The sequence below is a fragment of the Belliella buryatensis genome, from assembly GCF_900188245.1.
GTDB classification, from domain to species: Bacteria; Bacteroidota; Bacteroidia; order Cytophagales; family Cyclobacteriaceae; genus Belliella; species Belliella buryatensis.
The window spans coordinates 168365-193649 of record NZ_FZOK01000004.1 but is presented as its reverse complement, the minus strand read 5'-3'; the positions used below and the strand labels follow the sequence as shown (position 1 = coordinate 193649).

Genomic DNA, 25285 nt, shown 5'->3' with positions numbered 1-25285 from the left:
GATAAAAAAACAATGCCTGATATAATCAGGCATTGTTAACTGTTAAATTACTCAGGATTTTGCGTCAATCCTTCATGAACAAGGAGTTGAGCTTCTGGTATAAACTCTATGATAGCATTCTCATTCGCAAGAATTGTTTGTCTTGGGTTGTTTCCAGCCAAATGGGTTCCAGGATAGCGTCTATCCATCATTCTACCATTTCTGAAAACATCCATTTTTCTATGGCCTTCCCAAGAAAGCTCTAGTTGTCTTTCTTCCAATACGACGTCAAGAACAGTTTTCCCACCTAGATTTCCTAGGTTGTAAAGTCCATTTTGAGGAATACCTGCTCTAGATCTAATCACATTAACAAGTTCTAGAGCTTCAGCATTTTGTCCTTGTTTTGCAAGTGCTTCTGCTTTATTGAGGTACATTTCTGCTAGTCTCGATACCACAGGAGACCATAAGTGAGCTTGATCTTCTTGGCCAGAACATTTCAAGATGAAGTATTTAGGGAAGTTATTTCTCAGGTCAAGTCTCTTGTCGATTAAGATTTGCTTTTTACCCTCATCTGTGTCAATATGGTAGCTTATGCCGCCTCTTTCATTAAATTCCTTTTCCACCAATTTGGTGGTTCCACCGTGAGTATATGCAAAGTCTTCTCCTTGAGGGGTCAATACAGTCCAACCATAAGTTAGGTTGTTTCTTACAAATAATCCCCAAGTCACATTTTGGTCTACAACTACTGGTTGAATGAATTTATTTCTCTGATCTTCGGGGAACTCTCTTACTAGTTCCAGATACGGTCTTGAGGCATACATTTCTCCCCAACCTGAGCCTTGTACATTTGCATATAATGATCCAATGGTAAACCAACCATTTGATTCATAATCTACATCTTTTACAAATTTAATAGCAAAAATAGTCTCAGAATTACTTTCAGGAGCCAATTTAGGATAATCAGCAAGTCTGTTTGTCTGTAAAAGTGAGAATCTTCCTGAATTGATCACAAGGTCAGCATATTCAGCTGATTTTTGATTATCTTCTTTGTATAAGTAGAGTCTCGAAAGCAATGCCCAAGCAGCTTCTTTAGAAGCATATACATTCGTCTTATTTTCAGAAAACAATGAAACGGCCTTTAATAAATCTGCTTCAACTTGACCGTATACATCTCCTACAGAAGATCTGATTGGATGGTTGAGGGGCTCTGCATCGAGTTTGAGTGGAATACCAGGATTATTAACACCTTGATTGTAAGGCTTGCCAAAAATGTTAACAAGACTGAAGTGCATCAATGCTCTAATGTAGTAGTTTTCCGCTAAGATTTGGTTGTTACTAGGAGAACTTCCTTCTGGAACATTTCCAATCACCTGATTGGTAGCTACTACAATTTGGTAACTACTTCTCCAGAACCCTGCTGTTCTACTTGAATTTGGAATTCGATTGAAATTGTAAGTGAAGAATAAAGGGTCAGAAGTAGTGCCACTTAAAGCGACATTATCACCTGGATATTCAAATAACCTATGCCAATTTTCAGTCCAAGCACGCATTCTGCTATATGTCCCAAGTGTCACATTGAAAGCACTCGTTTCGGAATTTGCTAAATCCTCTGATGTAATGGAATCAAAAGGAGTCCTGTCTATATCACAGGAGAAGAATGTCATAACTCCCAATGATAATGTAATTATAAATGATAATTTTTTCATGATAAAGTCAGATTAGAAGTTCACATTTAGGCCAAAGCTAATTCTCTTAGGAAGTGGATATTGCGATCCGGTATCTCCGAAAATAGCAGCTTCAGGATCAAGTCCAGAAAATGAAGTGAAAGTGATCAAATTATCTGCTGATACGAAAACGTCAAGGCCAGTTAGCTTTAGTTTTTGTATAAAACTCACTGGTAGCCTGTATCCAGCTGTAATGTTCCTTACTCTTAAGAAACTCACATCTTCAAGGAATCTAGAGGAAGGTCTATGTGCATCATTATTACCACCAAAGAAAGGTTGAGGATGTGTTGCATTAGGGTTTTCTGGACTCCATCTAGACCATTCAGGTCTCAATCTCATGTAGTTATAAGTAGGATAAGCGCCATCACTATCAAAAGTTTCTCTTGCGCTATGGTAGACCAAAGCACCTTTAGAAAATGCCATATTTGCATTTAAGTAAAACCCTTTGAAATCAAAGGAAGAAGTAAGACCTCCAAAGAACTGAGGTGTAGAAGTGCCAACTTTTTGTAAAGATGCTTGAGCATAACTTCCCGTTAGTGTTATTTCACCTGTATTTGGGTCTACTCTTTCCCAGAGGGGAGTTCCATCTTCAGGATTTACACCAGCCCATTTACGCATAAACCAAGTATCAATATCTTCACCTACTTCAACAATTCTGTTCCCAGAGATTTGTCTTCTATTTTCGTATAGCTCAGTGATTTCATTTCTGTTTAATCCAATATTAAAGTCCAATCTCCAGTTTAAGTCATTGGCTTTTAACACATCTAAACCTAAAGTTACTTCTACCCCTTTGTTCAATACACTTCCTATATTATCAAAATATCCATCAAAACCAGAGATATTTGGTAATGGAACAAAATGAAGTAAGTCTGTCGTATTTTTTATATAATACTCAGCGGCTAAGTCAATTCTATTGAAAAGGCCGATTTCTATTCCAAAGTTGCTTGCAGCTGTTTTTTCCCAAGTAAGGTTAGGGTTGCCTAGAGAGGCTGCGACCGCGGCAGGATTACCATCGTATTGTGCATTTAGTGAGAACAATTCAAGATGTGGATATAAGCTTGAAGGTGTATTTCCTACTTGTCCATAGGCCACTTTTGTTCTTAAGTAATCAATAGAGGATACGTTAAAGAAAGATTCATTGTGAATGTTCCAAGCACCACTTAGAGAGAAGAAGTTTCCATACTTATTGTTTGCACCGAATCTTGATGCACCATCTCTTCTAAAAGAAGCTTGTGCACTATATCTGTTTTCATAGCTGTAGTTTGCATTCAACAAGTAAGATTGAAATGCATAGTCATTTTTAGTACCACCAATAGCTTGGGGCTCGGAGGCATTGCTTATGACTTGAGCTCCTGCAGGGATACCTTTTCCTTGTGCAGATACATTACTAAATACATAATCATTGAATTCATAGCCAGCTAAGATATTGACAAAATGCTTGTCAAATGTTCTTGTATAAGATAGCATTTGATTAGTAAATCTTGTAATTCGCTTGTTTTGTCCTGCAGAGATTCTCCCATTGTCGGCTAAGCCAGAATTAGATCTTGGATCAGTATAGTTAAATGAATCCCCAGTATAGAATGTTAAGCTATTTGTGGATATAAAAGATAAATACTCGTTAAAGTCATATTGGAAATCAATATTACTTAATACATTGAATACAGATGAATTACCAAAATTCCACTGTAAATCGTATAAGTAGTTTCTATTGTCACGACCTCTCCAATTTGCCCCAGGTGTAAGGGTGTTTATTGGTGATCCATCAGCAGCAAATGGATTGTCCCAAGGAAGGTTTCTATACATATCGTATATGCTGTGTCTTGCATTTTCATTAGATGTGTATGTTGCAGCTAATTTTGGTTTGAAAGTCAACTTAGAGTTAATGTCATAGTCATAATTGATTCTAGCAGAAAGTCTTTCAAAAGAATCACCTCTAACAGTTCCTGTTTCATTAAAATAGTTGAACGCAGTGAATACCCTAGCTCTTTCTGAAGTTCCTGTATATGATAAGTTGTAATCTCTTACTTGTCCTGTTTGGGTTCCTATATCTAGCCAATCTGTGTCTCTTTGCTTCAAAGATTCATCAAACCACCCAGGAATGCTGTTTGCATTTGGAAATTGAGTCCAAAGATCATGTAATTCTTCTGAATTCATTACCTGGAAATCCCTTCGATTAAACACGCTGACACCAGTTTTTACATTTAGCGAAAGCTTATTTACTCCTGCTTTTGCTCCCTTAGTCGTCACGACAATAACACCATTAGCACCTCTTGATCCATAAAGGGCTGCTGCAGCAGCATCTTTAAGAACTGAGATTGACTCTACATCATTAGGATTCAATATTGGGGTATCATGCCATATTACTCCATCTACCACCCAAATTGGTGTTACAGAAGATCTAATGGAGCTTCTTCCTCTAATTCTTATGGTAGGCATAGCACCAGGTGCACCCGTAGAAGCGATTACATCCACACCAGCTACTTTACCTTGTAGCATATTTCCGATATTTGGTGAAGTGATATCAGTCAATTTATCTCCACTAACTGTAGCAATTGATCCTGTTAGATTCTCTCTTTTTTGCGTTCCATATCCAGTAACAATTACTTCTTGAAGGTCTTTTGTATCGGCATTCAAGGAAACCTCAAGTGAAGATTGTCCTGTATACACAATTTCTTGTGTAGTGAATCCAATAAAGGAAAATACTAATGTATTGCCTCTTTCAACAGGAATTGTAAACTCACCATCAAAATCTGTAATGGTACCATTTCGTGTTCCCTTTACAAGAACATTGACTCCTGGGATTGTTTCAGATGTTTTCGAATCTTTTACAATTCCTTTCAAATCTTGTGTTTGTGCCATTACTCCCCAAGGAATACTTGAAAGAACAAAAGCCATTAAACATAATAAACATTTTCTCATAGTTATTAAGGTTTTGGTTTTAAATTGACTTTTCTATATATCTAAGATATATAAGGAAGTGGAAATAATTTTTTAAATATATTAATTAGAATTACAAAACAAAAATAAAATAAAAAGTATATGAAAGTTTTGTGGAAATTTTTCTGAAGATAAAATATTATTTTGCTGTAAATTATATTTTACATGAATTTAATCTATTTAAAAAAGAATAATACGAAACATTAAATGTGAGTAAATGTATTTTTAAAAACTGTAATCGGTCAATAAAAAAACCGAGAGGAATAATTCCAATCGGTTTTTCGAATCAATAACCCAATAATCAAAATTTGAGGCTGCATAATTTTATGCAAAACAAACTTAATGAAATATTTATATAATAGAAAAATAATGAAATGAAATAATTTTATTGATATCAATCTTTAAATTTTTCTTAAATGTCGCTATTGAATGAAATAAGAATGTATAGAAATATAAAAAACTGCCAAGATAATATTTATATCTCCTTTCGATTATTACTGATTTGAAAGATTTATTCTTATATTCAAGCCTAAAATCACACAAATGTACCTTCAAAAGTAAATTCATCTTCAGATATGAAAAAAACAGCCTTAAGACGTTCTAGGATACTGGAAGCTCTTGATAATTTTGGACAAGTTAATGTTAGTGAATTAAGTAAAGAGTTTGATGTTAGTGAAGTAACAATAAGAAATGATCTAGCCAACTTAGAAAAAAACAAGCTTCTAATCAGAGCGCATGGTGGTGCATTCAAAACAAATACGCATGCAATTCCAGTCACAGAAAAGAAGAAGATTAATTTGGATGCAAAGAAAGCTATTGGGAAAGCTGCAGCGAAAATGATCCAAGAGAATGATTCTATTATTTTAGATTCTGGTACCACAACTTTCGAAATCTCCAATAATCTTGGGAAATTCGAAAGACTTTCTGTTATCAGTAATGCCTTAGATATCATTAATAATTTGGCAAACTTCGATAATCTTGATGTCATGGTTCCTGGTGGGTTTTTGAAGGAATTTTCAATGTCACTTGTAGGTCCTATGGCGGAAAGAAACTTCAAACAATTGCATTGCAACAAACTTTTTTTAGGAGTGGATGGTTTTAAGTCAGATGTGGGAGTGTATACCTACCACATGGAGGAAGCCTATCTTAACCAATTGATGATTGACATTGCAGAAGAGGTAATTGTAGTAGCAGATTCTTCAAAGTTCAAAAAAATCGGTTTTGCTTTTATAGCTGGTTTTAATAAAATTCATAAAGTAATTACCGATAATGATATTGAACAAGAATATGTCAAAATGCTTGAAAGAAACAATGTTGAAGTAATTATTGCAAATTGATAGGTGCCTTTAATTCTTTTCAATTTTAAATCTAAATCATGCAAAACTTAACCAACAAAACAGCATTAATCACAGGGGGAAGTAAGGGGATAGGCTATGGGATAGCAGCCGCTTTGCTTGCTGAAGGAATGAAGGTGGCAATCACTAGTCGATCTCAAAAAGCGGCGGATGAAGCTGCCTCTGAACTGGCCAAAATAGGAAAAGGAGAAATTATAGGTATTGCAGCAGACGTGAGGAACTTTGACTCTCAGCAAAATGCAGTAAACCAAGTGCTTGATAAGTGGGGTCAATTGGATCTACTGGTGGCAAATGCTGGAATTGGCCACTTTGCTTCTGTGGAAGACATGACCATGGAGCAGTGGCATGAGACTATTGATACCAATCTTACTGGGGTGTTTTATAGTATCAAGGCTGGATTGGATGGGTTGAAGCAATCTAAGGGTTACTTTATTACAATTTCAAGCTTAGCAGGTACCAACTTCTTTGCTAACGGATCTGCGTATAATGCCAGCAAGTTTGGGGTGACAGGTTTCTCTCAAGCCGCTATGCTGGATCTGAGAAAGCATAATATTCGAGTGACCACGGTCATGCCTGGGTCTGTGGCTACCTATTTCAACAACCATCAGCCTAATGATGCGGATGCTTGGAAAATCCAGATCGAAGATCTAGGGCAGATGGTGGTAGATCTGATGCAAATGCATCCTCGTACACTTCCAAGTAAAATTGAAGTTAGACCGACAATGCCTCCTGGTGCTTAAGCGTAAAAATCAAAAGCCTGATCTTCAAAATGATCAGGCTTTTGATTTTAACTATCAGCTGGTTTTTTTACCCTATTTCTATGACAACCAACCGAAGGATTGTAAAAATTGATCGGCTTCTTTTATTGTCTTTTGGTAACTTTCTGTATATTTTTAGTTTAACATGAGTCCAACTGAATACATCAAGAAACATGTGGATCACGAAGAAATTATAGATCAGGATTAAAATATGGAAGGAGTTTATATCGCTTTATTATTTCTTGGCCTCGGTGCATTGGTAAGGAAATTCCCGAATTTGCTAGCGGGCTACGGTAGTTTGTCTCAGCGTGAAAAGGAAAAGGCTGTTAAAAATGGTGCGCCCGTTTATATTAGCTGGATGTTTATTTTGATGGGTGTATTGACCATATTAGGACATCTTGCAGGAGTCTTGCTTGATATGCCTAATTTGGGGCAAGGGGTTGGTCTATTGGTTACGATGTTTGGAGCAGTGCTGATTATAATTCTCGGCAATAGGCTAATTCATAAAGATTAAGCATTAATTACTCAAACATGATTCATCAGGTTTGTATTTATAGGTTTTGCATCACAAAAAGGAAGTATCTTCCATAGCTTCCTCTGTCATCCTTTCTGCCACTTCTTTGCCTAGGTAATTATCAATCAAATGATGTCCCAGATAGAGTAGGGGTGTCAAAAGAATCGCTACGGAAAATTTGTATATATAATTAATGATTCCCACAGATACCACTTGTTCCCAACTCCAATTGCCAAAAATGTAGAAGGCAATACCTAGCACAACGAACGAATCGATAAACTGAGAAACCAAAGTGGATCCTGTGGCCCGAAGCCAGATCATTTTGGCTCCTGTGATGGCCCGTAGCTTCTGAAAAACAAATACATCTATCAACTGGCCTAATAAAAAAGCCACCAATGATCCAATGATAATTCCTAGACCTTGCCTAAATATTGTATTGAAAGCATAATGGATATTAAAGGAATTACCATCTGGGTCTGGGGTATTTACATCTAGCCAAAAAGGTGCAGGTTCCAGTTGGGTTACTATAGATATGATGATGAAAATGTAGGCAATGAAAAAAGCGGTGATGAAGCTGATTTTACGAACACCTTTTTTGCCGTAATATTCATTGATAATATCAGTAGTGATGAAGACAATGGGCCAGATCACAGCCCCAGCCGTCAAATTGAAATCCAATACGTAATCTCCAAAGAATGTCCATCCTACTGGTTCAAAACCCAAGGTCAATTCTCCAGAAAAGATTTTTACCCCGATGATTTCAGCTAAGATAGCATTGGTCAAAAATATTCCAGAGAGGATGATAAACAAATTGGTCTTCTTTGACTGAAAAGCCTTGTCCTTGGTGGAGATTTCCATATAATAATCGCTTGGGAAAGAGAGCTATTCTATAAGGTAATTGACGCCTTCTTCGCTGGCATAACTGTTTTCAAAGGTAATTTTAGCTTGTTCCAAAAGTGGTGTTGTATCCAGATATCTTGTGGAATAATGCCCGATGATTAATTTTTTTGCTCCAATCTTGGAGGCAATATCTCCCGCTTGTCGGGCAGTACTGTGGAAAGTTTCAGTCGCTCTATTTTCTTCGTCATCTCCAAATGTTGATTCGTGATAGATCGTGGTAGTGCCTTGAATATTTGGGACTAAATCGATAGGATCGTAGATCGTATCTGAGCAGAAAGCGTAGGATCTCAATGGCTTTGGAGCTAAGGTGAAATCTTCAACTTTTAGTAAGTTGCCTGTTTCATCTAGAAAGTCTTTGCCTGATCGTAGCACATTGATTGCTTCTACACTGATTTTATTTTCCAAAAGCCTGGCTTTATTCATATTGAGTAGCCCCTGTTTTTCTTGAATCAGAAAACCAGTGCAAGGCAATCTATGTTTCAAAGGAAAGCTATAAACCTTATATTTTTTTTCTTCTAGGATCAATTCTTTTTCATCTGGATTAGTTTTAATAAACCTGATGGGAAAGTTTAATCTAGTATTGGAGTACTTGAGTTGAGTTGTGATGATTTCATCAAGACCATTTGGTCCAAAGATGGTAAGCACCTTTATTCTTTTTTGAAGATGAAAAGTGGCGATCATTCCCATCAATCCAAAGTAATGATCTCCGTGAAGGTGAGAAATAAAAATATAGTCGATTCTTCCGTATTTGAGTTTGAATTTGCGCAGCTGAATCTGTGTACCTTCCCCACAATCCAATAGGATGGAAGAAAGACCAATATTGACCAGCTGCGCAGTTTGATTTCTGCCATGTGCAGGAATCGCAGAGTTGGAACCTAAGATGGTGACGCTGAATTCCAAAATTTAACCTTCTTCCTCTTCTGTATCTCCTGTTTTGATGGTATGCATGAAAACTGCCTCAGCAGCTTCTTCCAAATTTTCTACGATATTGAAGACTTTGTCTAACATGGATATTTTGATCAATTTCATCACATGCTCTTGAAGACCAGATATAACAAATATCCCACCTTCTCTATTGAATTCTCTATTCCCTACTAAAAGGGCACTCAATCCACTGGAATCAGCATATTTTACATGACTCATGTCTAGGATCAGGTTATGATAACCTTCCGCATGAACAGTCAAAAGCTCTGATTTTAATTTTGGAGAAAGTGCAGAATCTAATTTTTCCTCTTGTGGTGTAAAAACCACGTATTGTTCTTTTTTATCTACTGAGTATTTCATATTTCTATTTTAATATTAGTTACTGGTTATCCGTTATTGGGAAATTGAAAGATTGAGGTTAGTTATCAGGGATTGGTTATTGGTTATCAGTCATAAGAAATTTGGCTACTTTTTATCTTCATTACTTGTTGATGAGAAGGAGTTTTGACTTGTTAAGTGTATAAATTTAACTCCTACGGAGTTATATGGAAATTTCTGTTTATTCAATAACCTCCGCATTTTATGCTGGGCTATTTGAGGATTAACCCTTTTGGGACTATTAATTTATGATCAAACGCTCCTTATTCTTTTTTCCTTTGACCTTTCCCTTTTCTCCTCCTACCTAATTCCCCCTTCATACTTTCTCCTAGCGGCCTTTGCAGCTCTGCTGCCCTAAGCGAGCCTCCTTTTCCCTTTGACCTTTCCCCTTTTTCCTTCTTCATCCTTTCCCTCTATCTCTTTAATTCTTTTAAAACAGCCTCTTCGATTCTTTGTTCTAGGTTTTGGGTATTTGCTTTGATGAATTTTTCGCCGGTGATTTTTTCATAAAGTTCAATATACCTATCCGAAATCTCTTCTACAAACGAAAAAGGCATATCTGGAATTTCTTGTCCTGTTTTTCCTTGGAAACCATGACTGATTAACCATTGTCTTACAAATTCCTTTGAAAGTTGTTTCTGTGGCAATCCTGCTTTTTGATTGGCCTCGTATCCTTCTGCATAGAAGTACCTAGAAGAATCCGGTGTATGGATTTCGTCTATCAAATAGATTTCTCCCTCATATTTCCCAAATTCATACTTGGTATCTACTAGAATAAGGCCCTTTGCAGCAGCCATTTGTGAACCCCTTTCAAAGAGTGCGTGCGTGTATTTTTCTAAAACCAAATAATCTTCCTCTGCAACGATGCCTTTTCTTAGAATATCTTCCCTTGAAATATCTTCGTCATGTCCTTCATCTGCTTTGGTCGTAGGGGTAATGATGGGTTTTGGTAATTTATCATTTTCTTTCAATCCATCTGGAAGTGGAACCCCACAGATGATCCTTTTTCCAGCGGCATATTCTCTTGCTGCATGGCCTGCCAGATAGCCCCTGATGACCATTTCCACTTTGAAGGGGTCACATTTCTTCCCGATTGTGACATTTGGATCGGGATTGGAAGAAACCCAATTAGGAACTATGTCCGAAGTAGCGTGAAGAAATTTTGCTGCGATTTGATTTAAAACTTGCCCTTTGAAAGGAATTGGCTTGGGAAGCACTACATCAAAAGCAGAGATCCTATCGGTGGCTACTACAGCGATTTTTTTGTCAAACATGTAGACGTCTCTTACTTTTCCTTTATAAAAGCCGACTTGTCCTGGGAATTGAAAATGGGTTTCTTTTATAGCACCTGTCATCTTGAAAATCTTTGAACAAAAATAGAAAAAGCTATTCGGATTGAAACTTGTTTTTTAGAATTAATTACAAGTTATTAGGTCAATTTCTCTATTGCTCCTTTTTGCGCAGATCTGTTTGGCGAGTCAACTTTCCTTCTTCAAAAAACCGTTCTGCTACCAATTCGCCTGATTCTGTATATATTTTTTGAATACCATGGATTTTTCCTCTTCGATAGGGGAGTTCTTCTCGTACATTCCCGTTTTCATGATAGACTATGGTCATACCATGCTGTCTTCCTCCTTCAAAATTAACTACTTTCATCACCTGACCAGTTTCATAATAACTGATGATTTGTGATAGCTGGTTGTATCGGTCGTGGTAGGTTTTTTCCCTATTGGCTCCGTTTTCATAATAAGAAGTGAATGTTCCTACTGGAAAACCTTTTTTATACTTTGACACTTCATCTAATTGACCATTTGGATGATAGCTTTTAAACTCTCCATCAGGATCTCCGTTTTTATATTTTCCTTTCTTTGATAAGCTACCATCAGAGTGAAATTGTAAAAATTCTCCATGCTGATAACCTTTTTTGAAATTCGCCTTTGAACGGATACTTCCATCTTCATGAAAGCTAATTTGTTCTCCGTGGATTTGTCCTTTCTTAAAATTTGATTTAGCACTTACAGTTCCATCATCATAAAAAGATAATTGCTCTCCTTCTAATACTCCATTGCTATAGTTTTTTTCTTCCAGTACTTGTCCTGATTCCCTATAAATCAACGTAGTACCATTAGGTCTGTCTGCATTGAATGAAGCTCTCTGCCTGACTTCACCCGATTCAAAAAAACTGATTAATTCACCTTGAATTTGGTTTTCCACATAAGAGACCTTTTGCGAAATATTTCCATTTTCAAAATAGGAAACTGAAGGTCCTTCCTTTTTACCATTCCTGAAAGTGCTTACTCTTAAGGTATCACCTGTTTCTGGGTAATAATCTACAAATACACCTTCTCGTTTTCCGTTAATATATTGCCCAAGTGCCGCCAAACTTCCGCTTTCGTAATATAAGGTATATACCCCATTTTTAACTCCATTTGCTTGTTGAAAGACTTCTTTGACTTTTGATTTTTGATCGTCATAAAAAGTTTTAATCTCCTGATTTTGAGCTATTAAATGGGTTTTACCTAAGGTGAAAATTAGAGTTAATATCAATAGATTCAGGCGTATCATCTTGTTCATTGTCAATAGACTGTAATAATAAAAAAAAAGACAAAGAGTTTAAAATTATGGCTCTTTGTCTTTTTACATTTTTATAGAATTAAATTTTCAGATCAGAGTTTTTCAATGACAATGGCAGAAGCTCCACCGCCACCATTACAGATTCCTGCCACTCCGATTTTGCCTTTTTTCTGTCCTAAAACAGAATTTAAAGTAGCGATGATTCTTGCTCCTGATGCACCAAGCGGGTGACCAAGTGATACCGCTCCACCGAATACATTGAGCTTATCAACATCCAAGTTGAGTTGCTTTTGGTTAGCGATTGCTACTGCTGAGAAAGCCTCATTGATTTCATAAAAATCCACATCATTTTCTGTTAATCCAGCATTTTTTATGGCTTTAGGAATTGCTAGGGCAGGAGCTGTAGTAAACCAAATTGGATCTTGGGCTGCATCAGCGAATCCACGGATTTTGGCAATTGGAGTTACACCAAGTTCTTGTACTTTTTCCTTAGACATCAAGATTAAGGCAGATGCGCCATCATTCATGGTAGAAGCATTGGCTGCTGTGACTGTTCCTTCTTTATCAAAAACAGGTCTCAAAGAAGGGATTTTGTCAAACATGACGTTTTTGAATTCTTCATCCTCGTCGATGATGATTTTCTCTCCTTTTCTACCTGTTAATTCCACAGGGATTACCTCGTCTTTGAAAGCGCCACTTTTCCATGCTTCTGCTGATCTGGTGTAAGATTGAATAGCATAATTATCCTGATCTTCTCTGGTGATGTTCATTTCCTTTGCAGTATTATCCGCGCAATTACCCATCGGGAACTTGTAATAGACCTCAAAAAGGCCGTCTTTAGCAAGTCCATCTACAAACTCTGCATTCCCATATTTGTATCCAAATCTAGCTTTAGGGACATAATATGGTACATTTGACATGCTTTCCATTCCTCCTGCTACGACTACATCATTTTGACCAGTCATGATAGATTGGGCTGCAAACATAACTGCTTTCATACCCGATGAACAAACTTTGTTAATAGTAGTACATGGCACATTGTAGCCTATCCCTGCTCCGATAGCTGCCTGTCTAGCTGGTGCTTGACCTAGATTTGCTGATAGGACATTACCCATCATTACTTCTTCTACTTCTTTTGGATCTACTCCAGCTTTATTTAAAGCGCCTTTGATGGCGATGCTACCTAATTCCGTCGCTGACAGTCCTGATAACTTACCTCCAAAACTCCCCAGCGGTGTTCTCACTGCTGCTATGATAAATACTTCTTTCATTGGGTTTATATTTTATGTATTAAAATTAGAAGATTCCAAATTATAAAATTAAGGTTTGAAGGTTTGAACTTTGTAAGGTTGGAGTGTTGATTGTATTTTTTGATTTATCAAATCAAGTGAATACTTGTTGTTTTTGAGGTATTTAAGAAGTTTCAGAAGATAGAATAATGCTAATAAATCTTTTGTCTTAAATCTCAAGTCTCAAATCTTACATCTCCAATCTCAATACTCAATAGCCTACCAATCTGGCAAACCTCTTTCCGGTCTTTTGGTTGGTTTTTTGCGATTTTGTTGAATATAGCGGAGTTCTGCAGCATTCATGGCCTCTAGTATTTGAGCTGCTTGTTCAGGTGTCAAGTTCATTTCTTTGAGCCTTTCTTTGAGTTGCTCCATTGCCTTTTCCCGATCACTGAGGTCACTTTCTAGTTCACTTTCTTTGTTTTCAGACTCTTCTTGAGATTTCTGCCCATCCTTGTCTTCTTTTTGCTCAGATTTGGAAGCTTCATCGTCATCTGTCTGCTCGTCACCCTCGCCATCTTTTTTATTTTCGTCTTTTTTATCTTGTTCTTGCTGCTCTTGGTCTTGATCTTCTTGATCATCCTTGTTTTCATCATCTTCTCCTTCTTGGTTTTGATCCTGTTGGTCAGGATTTTCTTCCATCCATCGGGCTAAAAGTTCATAATTGTATCTAGCAGCTTCGTTTTTTGAGTCATTGATTAAGGCATATTTGAATGCATTCAATGCTTCTTCATAATCCTGATCTTGAGCGAGCAGGATTCCATTATGATTATAGGCAAAAGAGACCAATTGTTTATTCTCTGAGGTGATCAAAGACATAAAAGCTCTCTGTGCCTCTTCTTTTTGATCATTGTATTGATAGCTCAACCCCAAATTATAGGTTAAACCCGGGTCATTGATATCGAAATCAGATGTAAGGAGTAAATGGTCTGCCACTGATTTTTCATAGTTAGCAGTAGCGTAACTTTCTGCTGCTTCTTTGATCGCTTTGTTCTTTTTAGAAATAAGCAACCAAGAGCTTGGAATGAAAAGCAGTATAAGAAATATGGTTCTGATGGATGTGAGCATATTGTTATCTTAACGTCAGCTTACAAATTAATAGTTCGCAATGGTAAAATCATATCAATCATGGCCAGTCCTAGAGCGACTAGTAAGAAGTAGAAATACTTGTTGGCTGAAGCTTCTACCATCCTGCTGCCCGTGACAGCTCCTTCTTGTCTTTCGATCGCAGCAATCAAGTCTGGGATTTCTTGATTTTCATCACTGAGTTCAAAATACCCTCCTTCTGTCTGTGCTGCTAAGTATTTGAGATTTGAAGCCTCTAGTCTAGTAATCGCAGGCTGGTTGGTTTTAGGGTCTATAATCAGACTGTTTCCTCTTGGAATGGTACTGCCCTGTGTAGTGCCGATTCCTAAACTGAAAATTTTGATCCCTTTGTCATTGAGTTCTCCTATGATGCTTCTGAAATTTTCCCCGAAATCTTCTCCATCCGAAATCAAAATAATGGATTTACTATTTATCTCAGGCCTTTCGTCTGAAGTAAATTTGTCTTTAGCGAGTTGTAATGGTGCCAGCAAATCAGTTCCTTGATTTGGGACCAAACTTGTATTGAGGCCGTCTATATGCAGGTTGATGACATTTTGGTCAAAAGTCAAAGGACATTGAATAAAGGCTTCAGAACTGAAAATAATCAAGCCTAATCGATCTCCAGCGAATTGCTTGGCCATGTTTTTCAATTCAAACTTAACCCTCTGTAACCTAGTAGGACCGATGTCTGTTGCATTCATGGATTGACTGAGGTCTACTACAAAAAAAATGTCCTTTCCTTCCTCCTTAACTTCTTTCAAGGAAGTACCCACAGATGGCCCTGAAAGTGCAATCAGAAATAAAATAAAGTAGCTGATTCTAAGTGTCATCTTGAGGAAAAGTCGTGTCTTCTTGACTTTCAGTCTCTTGTTGATCAGATAAAATCGGTATAAGTATACGGCATAGAGCAATGCAAAAATGATTGCTAGCCAAAAGATTAATTTTCCGTCAGGATATGCCCAAATCATGCCATGAAATTATAAAATATAAACGAATTTACCCTCCGATTAATTTTTTGATTTCAGAATTAGTCAAATAAACAATACTTACATCCATGGTGACAGGTTGTAGTGGTTCGTCTTTTTCGTCTCGTTTTTTGAATACGATACGATCTACTACGTCCATACCCTTGATCACTTGTCCAAAAACTGTGTAGTTGTTGTCCAGTCTATGCAATCCTGACTGATTATGAACAATATAAAACTGACATGTAGCTGAGCGCTTCTCAGGGTTATCATCTCTACCAGCACCCACTGCTCCATATACATGTGTGATGCCCTTGACAAACTCTGGATCAAGCAGGTATTCAGGGTCATTGAAGCCTTCAGCTGTATCAGGACAGCCTGCTTGAGCGACAAAGTTAGGAATGACTCGATTGAAAGTGAAAGCATCCCAATAATTAGCTTCTGCCAACTGAATAAAGCTTTTACGGTAATTGGGAGTTTCTTCGAAAAGTTGGATATAGATTTCTCCCTCCGAAGTTTTGATCAGACCAATAGGTTCTTTTTTCTGAGCCAAAAGAGAAAACGAAATTATCCAACAGGCCAGGGTGATTGCTAGTTTGAATTTCATGGCGATAAATATAGTAAAAGAAGGAACTTTATGAGAATTATTAATTGAAGTAATCTCTATTTTCTGTCAGATATTCATTGGTACTAGTTACTAGTAGATATTCATTAGAAATAAAATTTATATTGAAAATCAGTGATTAGGATAAATAAACGTTATGTATATCCGCTTTCACACCAGTAACCATATTTTATTAGACTCATACCTAAAACTCAGCTGTTGTCGACGGTCGACCGTCATCAGTCGACGATTATCCGCTTGATTCTTTCGTTTTATTGAATTACTGGTGTCATTGCGGATAATCATAATAAACGTATTGTAATTTCTGCCTAGAGTCAGAGAATAGGCGAAAAATAACTTTTTGAAAATTAAATGAGACAAGTGGTGTCAAATCATCTAAATTTTTAAGATTGGGTTTTATTACCTAAAGAATATTGGTATTTTGAACCGACAATAAAAAAGACGACCCCGAAAGATCAAATCTATCGGGGCCCTACTTAAATGTTTTCACAACGGAATAATCCTTATTGTGAATTGCTTCAAATTGATAATGCTAATATAGATTTTAAACTTTAAACTTTTATAAAAATATGAAAAAGATTTTGGGATTGGATTTGGGGACTAACTCAATAGGTTGGGCTTTGGTAGAACAAGGTTTTGAAGAAAAGAAAGGTAGAATTCTGGGGATGGGATCTAGAATTATCCCGATGAGCCAAGATATTTTAGGTGAATTTGAAAAAGGAAATTCTATTTCACAAACTGCTGAAAGGACACGGTTAAGAGGAGTCAGAAGGCTAAGAGAAAGACATTTGCTTAGAAGGGAAAGGTTGTTAAGGGTTTTAAATGTTTTAAACTTTCTGCCTAAACATTTTTCAGATCAAATTGATTTCGAGAAGAATTTGGGGAAATTTATTGAAGACGCAGAACCCAAAATTGCCTATAATAATGAAGGATTTATTTTTAAGAATTCCTTCGAAGAAATGCTTAATGAATTTAAGTCAAGTCATCCAGAGTTAGTTGAGGGTGGAAGAAAAATTCCTTATGATTGGACGATATATTTTTTAAGGAAAAAGGCTCTTACAGAAAAAATTGAAAAAGATGAATTGGCTTGGTTAATTCTGAACTTTAATCAAAAGAGAGGATATTATCAATTGAGAGGTGAGGAAGATGATGAGAAGGCAAATAAACTCGAAGAATTTTATTCTTTGAAAGTAATTGAAATTACAGCAGACGAAAATCCTAATAAAAAAGGAGAAACTTGGTATTCTTTGAAATTAGAAAATGGATGGGTTTATCGAAGGTCAAGCAAAGTCCCAATGGATGATTGGCTTGGTAAAACAAAAGATTTCATTGTAACTACGGATATTGATGAAGAAGGAAACATCAAACTTGATAAAGAAGGAAATGAAAAAAGGAGTTTTAGAGCTCCTAGCGAAGATGACTGGGGGCTAAGAAAGAAAAAAACCGAAAGGGAAATAAAAGACTCAAACATGACGGTTGGAGAGTTTATCTATGATAACCTTCTTTCAAATCCCTCACAGAAAATTAAAGGATACTTAATCAGGACAATTGAAAGGAAGTTTTACAAAGAAGAATTAAAGTCGATATTAATTTCTCAGAAACGATTTCATTCTGATCTGAATGATGAGGGGATTTTGTCAGATTGTATCAGGGAATTGTATAAAAACAATTATTCCCATCAAAGCCTTCTTCAAAACCAGGATTTGATTCATCTCTTAGTTGAGGATATTATATTTTACCAAAGACCCTTAAGAAGCCAAAAATCTACGATTTCTAACTGTCCATTGGAGAAAAGAATTTTTAAAGAGGATGGAATAGAAAATGTTTCACCAATAAAAGTTGTTTCGAAGTCCCATCCATTATACCAAGAGTTTAGGTTGTTACAATGGGTTAATAATCTTAGGATTATTAGAATTAAAGATGAAAAATATGTGACCGAAAAATTTCTTGGAAATATAGACCAGTCTCAGGAACTCTTTGATTTTTTAATGAATCAGAAAGAAATTGATTGCAAAAATTTAATGAAGTTCTTTCTTTCTAAGGAAGGGCTGAAAGGAAAAGAGCTAAATTCAGAAATCCAAAATTACAAATGGAACTATGTTTATGATGTAGAGAAAGGCGAGTCAAAAGTATACCCTTGTAACCCGACAAGGTACGAGATTTTGAAGAGGCTTGAGAAAGTTGAAGGTTTTGATTTCAAGAACTTTACAAACGAATTTGAAGAAGCTTTATGGCATATAATTTATTCTGTAACTGATAAAGTTGAATTTGAGAAAGCATTAAAATCATTTGCCAGAAAGAAGGATCTTGATGTTCAATCTTTTCTTGATTCGTTTAAAAAAATCCCCCCTTACAAGAGTGATTATGGTGCCTACTCTCTCAAAGCAATTAAAAGGTTGATTCCATTGATGAGGTTTGGTTCTAATTGGAGCGCAGATAAAATTGAGCTATCTACATTAGAAAGAATTGATAAAATACTCAGTGGAGAGTATGATCCAGAAATCAAAGACAAAGTCAGAGAGCTTTCAAAAGAATTCACTTCTGTTGAAGATTTTCAGGGATTACCTGTCTGGCTTGTAAATTATTTAGTTTATGGTAGACATTCTGAGGCTTCGGAAATCACCAAATGGAATTCAAGTAAGGATATGGAGTTTTTTATCAATGAATTCAAACAACATTCATTAAGAAATCCTATAGTAGAGCAAGTAATTGTTGAAACCCTAAGAGTGGTAAAAGATATATGGGTTCAGTATGGGAATGGAAATAAAGACTTTTTTGATGAAATCCATGTAGAATTAGGTAGGGATATGAAAAACCCAGCTGCTGAAAGGGAGAGACTTTCAAAAGTCATTTCAGAAAATGAAAGCACAAACCTTAGAATAAAAGCATTGTTAGTTGAGCTTTTAGAAGATCCTGATGTTGACAATGTTAGGCCTTTTTCACCCATGCAGCAGGAAATTCTTAAAATCTACGAGGAAGGGGTTTTAAAATCAAGTATTGATGTTCCAGATGAAATTTTGAAAATCAGTAAAACTGCCCAACCATCAAGATCGGATTTGCAGAGATATAAATTATGGCTGGAACAAAAATACATGTCACCTTACACAGGTAAAGTAATCCCTTTAAATAAACTTTTTACCTCAGCTTATGAAATTGAGCATGTGATTCCACAATCACGGTTTTTTGATGACAGCCTAAGCAATAAAGTAATTTGCGAAGCCGCTGTGAACAAATTGAAAGACAAAATGATGGGTTTAGAATTCATTAAAAATTTTCATGGACAACGGGTTTCTTTGGGAATGGGTGAAGTAGTTGAGATTTTTTCAGAAAGTGCTTTTAAGTCATTTGTTCAAGACAATTATTCAAAAAATCCAGCTAAAAAACGAAAGCTATTGATGGATGAATTACCAGAGAAAATGGTAGAAAGACAAATGAATGATACTAAGTATATAAGCAAGTATGTTATCTCCATTTTGTCAAATATTGTGAGGTCAAATCAAGATGATTCTGGATTCAATTCAAAAAATGTAATTCCTGGTAATGGAAAAATTACTAACGAATTAAAAAATGATTGGGGACTTAATGATATATGGAACGAATTAATACTTCCAAGATTTGAAAGAATGAATCAGATCACAGCGAGTAATAGTTTTACATCATGGAATAAGAATCATCAGAAATTTTTACCTACTGTTCCAATAGAGTATTCTAAAGGTTTTCAAAAGAAGAGAATAGACCACAGGCATCATGCCTTGGATGCTTTAGTCATTGCCTGTGCTACTAGAGATCACGTGAATTATTTAAACAATGAACATGCTTTAGGTAAGAAGTATAAAGGGAAGGAGGAAAAACAACAAAGAAGATTTGACCTAAAACACAAGCTTTGCTACAAAAAGACTAATTCCAACAATGCCAAGGATTTTGATTGGGTTTTTCATAAACCTTGGGAATCATTTACGCTCGAAGCAAAAGAAAATTTGGAAAAAATTATTGTGAGCTTCAAACAAAATTTAAGAGTTATCAACAGGGCTACAAATAAATATCAGAGCTATTATGACGAGGTAGGGAATATTAGAAAAGATAAAAGTGGAAATCCGATAAAAGGACTAAACGCCCAGATAAAAGGTGATGCATGGGCTATTAGAAAGGCAATACATAAGGATACTGTTTCGGGTCTGGTAGAATTAAGAAAGGTGAAAACAGTCCCATTGAGGTTAGCTTTAGATCTTCATTCGGATTTATTAGACAAAAAGCTCAAGAAGAAAATCGTAGAGCTAAAAAATCTAAACTATGATAATAAATTGCTTTTAAAGTACTTTAAAGACAGAGGGTTTAAGTTTGAAGAAAGAGATATTTCAAAGGTGAATGTTTATTATTTCGAAAAAGATTTAGCGGCATCTAGAGTTAGCATAGATACTTCATTCTCAGAGAAAAAGATTCATTCAGTTACCGATACAGGGATTCAGAAAATTCTACTTAATCATTTAGAGAATTATAAAGGGATTAAGAATGATAAAGGACAGGCAATAGATCCCGAAACATTGGCATTTACTCCCGAAGGAATTGAGGAAATGAATAAAAATATAATAAGCCTTAATAGTGGAAAATTCCACAAACCAATTTATAAAGTACGGACTTATGAACCAAAAGGGAATAAATTTCCAGTAGGGTATAAGGGCAACAAAAAGTCAAAATTTGTAGAAGCTGCTAAAGGCACCAACCTTTTCTTTGGGATTTATGTGAATGATGAAGGGAAAAGAAGTTATGAAACAATTCCTTTCAATATTGTAATGGAAAGGCTTAAGCAGGGAGAGGAACCAGTTCCTCCAGTGAATCAAAAAGAAGATAGACTTCTGTTTTATTTGTCACCAAATGAATTGGTATATGTTCCTGATTTTGAAGAAAGTATAGATAACGTAGATATTAATAATCTTACTAAAAATCAGGTTGAAAAAATTTATAAAATGGTGAGTTCATCAGGAACTCAGTGTTTTTTTATTCGACAAGATGTTTCCTCTAGTATTGTAAATAAAGCTGAGTTCTCCACTTTAAATAAGTCAGAGAGAGCTATTGATGGAACAATGATAAAAGATACCTGCATAAAAATTAAAGTAAATAGATTAGGAAAGATAAGTAAATAGGAAAAACATAAATGGAACCAACCCAATACTGAGACAACTATAATGACGCTATTGGTACGGAGAATGGTTTTCAGGAAGAGGAGATTTATAGATTCTTTATTCAACTCTTCCAAAGTTCTGAAACTTTGGAAGAGTTAACCTATTAGCTAGTCGTTCTAAAATTAAACTTATGGAACCAGGCCAATCCTACCATATCTACAACCACGCCAACGGAATGGAGAATATCTTTCGTGAAGAAGAGAATTATAGGTTCTTTTTGCAACAGTATGCGAAGTATTTGGCTGGCATGGTAGATACTTATGCCTATTGCCTGATGCCGAATCATTTCCATTTATTGGTGGGGGTGAAGCAGACTTCAGACCTGTCAGGTTTTCAAAACCTGACAGGTCTTTCTTCTACTCAGCTAGGCCACGCCTCCAAAAATCCGGTGACAAAAGCCTTCAGTAATTTCTTTAATTCATATTCTAAGTCCTTTAATAAGAGGTTTGAAAGAAGAGGAAGCCTCTTTGTTGAACATTTCAAAAGAACCCCTATCCTAGACGAACGCCAATGGCAAGAAACTTTCCTATATATCCACCTCAACCCCGTGAAGCATGGCTTTGTCAATGATCATCAAGTCTGGAAGTGGTCAAGTTGGTATGCATATCAAAATCTCAACAAGCCTTCAGATTTAAACAGAGACTATTTTACCAATTTCTTTGACGGTTGGGAGCATGTGAGAAATATGATGGAAGTGAAAAAAGAATGGTTGATGAATAAAAAATTGGAATAAAACCAAGCTTAAGACCTGGCAGGTTTCAAAAACCTGCCAGGTCTTTAAACTAAAGACAATATGATCAAAAGAACCCTCTTTTTCGGCAACCCTGCCTACCTCAGTACCAAAAACGAGCAGTTGCATATCAGTTTTCCTGAAGCGGATAAGGCGGATAGGACAGTTCCTATTGAAGACTTGGGAATGGTCGTCTTGGAAAATCAACAAATTACAATCACGAATGGCTTATTGGCCAAACTGACCGATAGAAAAGTAGCAGTTGTCTCTTGCAATGCCCAACACCTGCCTGAAGGACTATTGCTACCAATGCAGGGGCATTCAGAACAAACGGAGCGGGTTCGTTATCAATTAGAGGCTTCTCAACCTTTGAAAAAGAACCTTTGGCAACAGACCGTATCCGCAAAAATCAAAAACCAATATGCGCTTTTACAGGAAAAAGGGAAGGAGTCCAAAAGAATGGAATACCTGTACAAAAATGTAAGTTCTGGAGATACTGCCAATCATGAAGCTCAGGCGGCGGCAATTTATTGGCAGAAATTGTTTGAAATTCCTGATTTTAATAGGGGACAGCTGGGTATTCCCCCCAATAATTTATTGAATTATGGCTATGCCATCTTAAGGGCGGTGATTGCAAGGGCCTTGGTTTCTTCCGGGATGCTTCCTGGAGTGGGGATTTGGCACCGAAACAAATACAATGCTTACTGCTTGGCAGATGACATCATGGAGCCATATAGGCCTTATGTGGATTTGGTGGTATCCCATATCGTAGAGACCCAGGATGATTATTCAGAGTTGACTACTGAATTGAAGAAGGAATTGTTAAGTATCCCTGCTTTGGATGTTAAGATAGATGGTCAAAAAAGTCCGCTGATGGTAGCAGCTTCCCGGACGACTTCCTCCTTGTTTGAGTGTTTTGCCGGAATCAGTCGAAAAATCATTTACCCTGAATATGGATGAAAAATATTTTTCAAGACTTAATCAATATAGGAGTTTGTGGGTGCTAGTCTTTTTTGACCTGCCCACGGAAACCCGCAAGGATAGAAAAGTAGCCACTTCTTTCCGTAAAAAGCTGCTGGATGATGGTTTTGCCATGTTTCAGTTTTCCATCTATATGCGTTTTTGTGCTAGCAGGGAAAACGCAGATGTTCATATTAAGCGTACCAAAAAGAACCTTCCTCCTAAGGGGAAAGTTGGAATCATGTCGATAACAGATAAGCAGTTTGGGATGATGGAGGTGTTTTTTGGAACCAGTAAGCAAGAGACTGAGCCACCTTCCCAGCAGTTGGAGTTGTTTTGATAGAAGACCTGCCAGGTTTTTAAAACCTGGCAGGTCTAACCTACACGAGCTTTTAAAGAGCAATATTTTTATTTTCTAATTTAAATCATAAAAAACAGCATACCAGCCACTTAACGTGGGGTATGCTGTGATTCCCTTGGGAAGATATCAATTTGAAAGCAATTCACAACACATGCCCCGACTCGGCCACGCCCCCCAAGGCTGTGATTCCCTTGGGAAGATATCAATTTGAAAGCAATTCACAACGCATTATTTCTTGTTGCTTCTAATTGTGATGCTGTGATTCCCTTGGGAAGATATCAATTTGAAAGCAATTCACAACGAGTTATAGGTAATAGCCTTCAATATCTGTGCTGTGATTCCCTTGGGAAGATATCAATTTGAAAGCAATTCACAACAGATAATATATATCCATTATCAGGTAGAAAGCTGTGATTCCCTTGGGAAGATATCAATTTGAAAGCAATTCACAACCTCCCAATAAAGGCGAGTAGTTTGATATTCGCTGTGATTCCCTTGGGAAGATATCAATTTGAAAGCAATTCACAACAGTAAGAGCTTTATTTATTAAATTATCATAGCTGTGATTCCCTTGGGAAGATATCAATTTGAAAGCAATTCACAACCTAGCTTGGGAAATAATCATTTCATTTTGGCTGTGATTCCCTTGGGAAGATATCAATTTGAAAGCAATTCACAACAGGCTGCTATTGTCGATGTACTAAAAAAAGGCTGTGATTCCCTTGGGAAGATATCAATTTGAAAGCAATTCACAACGGCTCGTTGTGTGTGACTGCTGGAGATACCGCTGTGATTCCCTTGGGAAGATATCAATTTGAAAGCAATTCACAACAGAGAGATCATTCAATGGTATCAAAACAAGCTGTGATTCCCTTGGGAAGATATCAATTTGAAAGCAATTCACAACAAAGAGCAATCAATGACAATTACAATCTAAGCTGTGATTCCCTTGGGAAGATATCAATTTGAAAGCAATTCACAACCGTATCTCTAAACTCTACCCAACCAAATGGCTGTGATTCCCTTGGGAAGATATCAATTTGAAAGCAATTCACAACGTAAAGTATGCAACCTTGATAAGCTAGATTGCTGTGATTCCCTTGGGAAGATATCAATTTGAAAGCAATTCACAACAGAATGGACGATGTCAGAGATCGCGAAGAAGCTGTGATTCCCTTGGGAAGATATCAATTTGAAAGCAATTCACAACTAACGACACAACTTTCACTTTAGGACGACAGCTGTGATTCCCTTGGGAAGATATCAATTTGAAAGCAATTCACAACTAAGAATTCATGTGCATCTGTAACAATAACGCTGTGATTCCCTTGGGAAGATATCAATTTATTCACAATTTGTTTTTTTTCAATGGAGTTCATGAATCTCCCTATGGTCGATTTGGAAAGCAATTCACAACGAGTATTGCTGTTATGAGTAAGCATATAGGGCTGTGATTCCCTTGGGAAGATATCAATTTATTCACAATTTGTTTTTTTCAATGGAGTTCATGAATCTCCCTATCGTCGATTTGAAGCAATACAAAGCTTGAATAGAGACCTGTCAGGTTTTTGAAACCTGACAGGTCTTGGCGATAACTACAATCACTATTGAACCTATTTTGCAGATATCAATCTATTCACTTTATTGCTTGATTTTCAATGGTGTTTATAGATCTCGAATGAGTAGATTTGAAGTGATTCATAACTTTTATTCAGATTATCAAGGTTTTTGAAATTTGACAGGTCTTGGCGATAACTACAATCACTATTGAACCTGTTTTGTAGATGTCAATCTATTCACTCTGATAATTAATTTTCAATGGTGTTCATGAACCTCAATTTGGATTATTTGAAACAATATATATTAACTAGACCTACTTGGTTTCAAAAACCTGGTAGGTCTTCCCGCTATTTTAGAAAAGCTTCTATTTTGACACTTTTAGAAAGATTTTTATTTCTTCTCTTTATTAATGGCTTTCAGTGAGATCATAAATCTCCCTTTGATCTATCTGAAGCAATTTTCAGTTTTGAATTAGACCTGTCAGGT

Annotated in this window: 18 protein-coding genes and 1 CRISPR repeat array; of the genes, 7 read left to right on the top strand and 11 right to left on the bottom strand. The window is 36.4% G+C overall.

Going from position 1 to position 25285, the window contains the following annotated elements; genetic code table 11:
- Positions 1-47: 47 nt before the first annotated feature.
- Together CHB66_RS05735 and CHB66_RS05730 are read right to left on the bottom strand one after the other, a co-directional pair.
- Complete coding sequence (locus CHB66_RS05735; RefSeq protein WP_089238898.1) at positions 48-1685, bottom strand: RagB/SusD family nutrient uptake outer membrane protein; 1638 nt, start codon at positions 1683-1685, stop codon at positions 48-50.
- Positions 1686-1697: 12 nt separating this feature from the next.
- Positions 1698-4622 carry a SusC/RagA family TonB-linked outer membrane protein gene (locus CHB66_RS05730; RefSeq protein WP_089238896.1) on the bottom strand — a complete coding sequence of 975 codons (2925 nt, stop codon included), beginning with the start codon at positions 4620-4622 and terminating at the stop codon, positions 1698-1700.
- A 593-nt stretch (positions 4623-5215) separates the two neighbouring features.
- On the opposite strand from CHB66_RS05730, the gene agaR reads away from it, so the two are divergent.
- The 3 genes from agaR (at position 5216) to CHB66_RS05715 (ending at position 7267) form a co-directional block, all read left to right on the top strand.
- A complete protein-coding gene (agaR, locus tag CHB66_RS05725) occupies positions 5216-5977 on the top strand; it encodes a transcriptional repressor AgaR (protein ID WP_089238894.1) in 762 nt (253 codons plus the stop codon).
- Positions 5978-6015: 38 nt separating this feature from the next.
- Positions 6016-6735, top strand: coding sequence for an SDR family oxidoreductase (locus CHB66_RS05720; protein WP_089238892.1), 720 nt, complete (start codon positions 6016-6018; stop codon positions 6733-6735).
- A 229-nt stretch (positions 6736-6964) separates the two neighbouring features.
- A complete protein-coding gene (locus CHB66_RS05715) occupies positions 6965-7267 on the top strand; it encodes a DUF3784 domain-containing protein (protein WP_089238890.1) in 303 nt (100 codons plus the stop codon).
- 51 nt (positions 7268-7318) lie between these two features.
- Here CHB66_RS05715 and CHB66_RS05710 read toward each other — a convergent pair whose 3' ends face one another.
- From CHB66_RS05710 to CHB66_RS05670, 9 genes are all read right to left on the bottom strand, one after another.
- Positions 7319-8125, bottom strand: a complete 807-nt coding sequence (locus CHB66_RS05710; protein WP_089238888.1) for a queuosine precursor transporter — start codon at positions 8123-8125, stop codon at positions 7319-7321.
- 24 nt (positions 8126-8149) lie between these two features.
- Complete coding sequence (locus CHB66_RS05705; RefSeq protein ID WP_089238886.1) at positions 8150-9067, bottom strand: ribonuclease Z; 918 nt, start codon at positions 9065-9067, stop codon at positions 8150-8152.
- A 3-nt stretch (positions 9068-9070) separates the two neighbouring features.
- Entirely contained in the window at positions 9071-9451 is a 381-nt protein-coding gene (locus tag CHB66_RS05700) for an STAS domain-containing protein (protein ID WP_089238884.1), read from the bottom strand.
- Between the two features lie 431 nt (positions 9452-9882).
- Positions 9883-10824 carry a phosphoribosylaminoimidazolesuccinocarboxamide synthase gene (locus CHB66_RS05695; RefSeq protein ID WP_089238882.1) on the bottom strand — a complete coding sequence of 314 codons (942 nt, stop codon included), beginning with the start codon at positions 10822-10824 and terminating at the stop codon, positions 9883-9885.
- A gap of 88 nt (positions 10825-10912) precedes the next feature.
- Complete coding sequence (locus CHB66_RS05690) at positions 10913-12043, bottom strand: toxin-antitoxin system YwqK family antitoxin (RefSeq protein ID WP_089238880.1); 1131 nt, start codon at positions 12041-12043, stop codon at positions 10913-10915.
- Positions 12044-12135: 92 nt separating this feature from the next.
- Positions 12136-13314: an acetyl-CoA C-acyltransferase gene (locus CHB66_RS05685; RefSeq protein ID WP_089238878.1), complete on the bottom strand. Its 1179-nt coding sequence runs from the start codon at positions 13312-13314 to the stop codon at positions 12136-12138.
- A 237-nt stretch (positions 13315-13551) separates the two neighbouring features.
- Positions 13552-14400 (bottom strand): hypothetical protein, encoded by an 849-nt coding sequence (locus CHB66_RS05680; protein ID WP_089238876.1) that lies wholly within the window; start codon positions 14398-14400, stop codon positions 13552-13554.
- A gap of 20 nt (positions 14401-14420) precedes the next feature.
- Positions 14421-15386: a vWA domain-containing protein gene (locus CHB66_RS05675; protein WP_089238874.1), complete on the bottom strand. Its 966-nt coding sequence runs from the start codon at positions 15384-15386 to the stop codon at positions 14421-14423.
- Positions 15387-15414: 28 nt separating this feature from the next.
- Positions 15415-15990 carry a peptidylprolyl isomerase gene (locus CHB66_RS05670; RefSeq protein WP_089238872.1) on the bottom strand — a complete coding sequence of 192 codons (576 nt, stop codon included), beginning with the start codon at positions 15988-15990 and terminating at the stop codon, positions 15415-15417.
- A gap of 587 nt (positions 15991-16577) precedes the next feature.
- Here CHB66_RS05670 and cas9 point away from each other — a divergent pair.
- The 4 genes from cas9 (at position 16578) to cas2 (ending at position 23218) form a co-directional block, all read left to right on the top strand.
- A complete protein-coding gene (cas9, locus tag CHB66_RS05665) occupies positions 16578-21149 on the top strand; it encodes a type II CRISPR RNA-guided endonuclease Cas9 (protein WP_089238870.1) in 4572 nt (1523 codons plus the stop codon).
- Between the two features lie 169 nt (positions 21150-21318).
- A complete protein-coding gene (locus tag CHB66_RS05660; protein WP_089238868.1) occupies positions 21319-21921 on the top strand; it encodes a transposase in 603 nt (200 codons plus the stop codon).
- A 60-nt stretch (positions 21922-21981) separates the two neighbouring features.
- Positions 21982-22878, top strand: a complete 897-nt coding sequence (gene cas1 / locus CHB66_RS05655; RefSeq protein ID WP_089238866.1) for a type II CRISPR-associated endonuclease Cas1 — start codon at positions 21982-21984, stop codon at positions 22876-22878.
- The gene (gene cas2, locus CHB66_RS05650) at positions 22871-23218 is read left to right on the top strand and encodes a CRISPR-associated endonuclease Cas2 (RefSeq protein ID WP_014773650.1); all 348 of its coding nucleotides are present in this window, start codon (positions 22871-22873) and stop codon (positions 23216-23218) included. Before cas1 ends, cas2 begins: the two co-directional genes overlap by 8 nt.
- Positions 23219-23342: 124 nt before the next feature.
- Positions 23343-24525: a CRISPR direct-repeat array (repeat unit 46 nt; unit sequence GCTGTGATTCCCTTGGGAAGATATCAATTTGAAAGCAATTCACAAC).
- Positions 24526-25285: the final 760 nt, after the last annotated feature.

Bases quoted from the DNA above. Each gene is read 5' to 3' on its own strand.
- CHB66_RS05710 (WP_089238888.1), bottom strand. From the start codon at position 8,125: ATGGAAATCTCCACCAAGGACAAGGCTTTTCAGTCAAAGAAGACCAAT.
- cas2 (WP_014773650.1), top strand. From the start codon at position 22,871: ATGGATGAAAAATATTTTTCAAGACTTAATCAATATAGGAGTTTGTGG.
- CHB66_RS05685 (WP_089238878.1), bottom strand. From the start codon at position 13,314: ATGAAAGAAGTATTTATCATAGCAGCAGTGAGAACACCGCTGGGGAGT.
- CHB66_RS05680 (WP_089238876.1), bottom strand. From the start codon at position 14,400: ATGCTCACATCCATCAGAACCATATTTCTTATACTGCTTTTCATTCCA.
- CHB66_RS05735 (WP_089238898.1), bottom strand. From the start codon at position 1,685: ATGAAAAAATTATCATTTATAATTACATTATCATTGGGAGTTATGACA.
- CHB66_RS05670 (WP_089238872.1), bottom strand. From the start codon at position 15,990: ATGAAATTCAAACTAGCAATCACCCTGGCCTGTTGGATAATTTCGTTT.
- CHB66_RS05700 (WP_089238884.1), bottom strand. From the start codon at position 9,451: ATGAAATACTCAGTAGATAAAAAAGAACAATACGTGGTTTTTACACCA.
- CHB66_RS05675 (WP_089238874.1), bottom strand. From the start codon at position 15,386: ATGATTTGGGCATATCCTGACGGAAAATTAATCTTTTGGCTAGCAATC.
- CHB66_RS05730 (WP_089238896.1), bottom strand. From the start codon at position 4,622: ATGAGAAAATGTTTATTATGTTTAATGGCTTTTGTTCTTTCAAGTATT.
- CHB66_RS05660 (WP_089238868.1), top strand. From the start codon at position 21,319: ATGGAACCAGGCCAATCCTACCATATCTACAACCACGCCAACGGAATG.
- CHB66_RS05690 (WP_089238880.1), bottom strand. From the start codon at position 12,043: ATGAACAAGATGATACGCCTGAATCTATTGATATTAACTCTAATTTTC.
- CHB66_RS05720 (WP_089238892.1), top strand. From the start codon at position 6,016: ATGCAAAACTTAACCAACAAAACAGCATTAATCACAGGGGGAAGTAAG.
- cas9 (WP_089238870.1), top strand. From the start codon at position 16,578: ATGAAAAAGATTTTGGGATTGGATTTGGGGACTAACTCAATAGGTTGG.
- CHB66_RS05695 (WP_089238882.1), bottom strand. From the start codon at position 10,824: ATGACAGGTGCTATAAAAGAAACCCATTTTCAATTCCCAGGACAAGTC.
- CHB66_RS05715 (WP_089238890.1), top strand. From the start codon at position 6,965: ATGGAAGGAGTTTATATCGCTTTATTATTTCTTGGCCTCGGTGCATTG.
- agaR (WP_089238894.1), top strand. From the start codon at position 5,216: ATGAAAAAAACAGCCTTAAGACGTTCTAGGATACTGGAAGCTCTTGAT.
- cas1 (WP_089238866.1), top strand. From the start codon at position 21,982: ATGATCAAAAGAACCCTCTTTTTCGGCAACCCTGCCTACCTCAGTACC.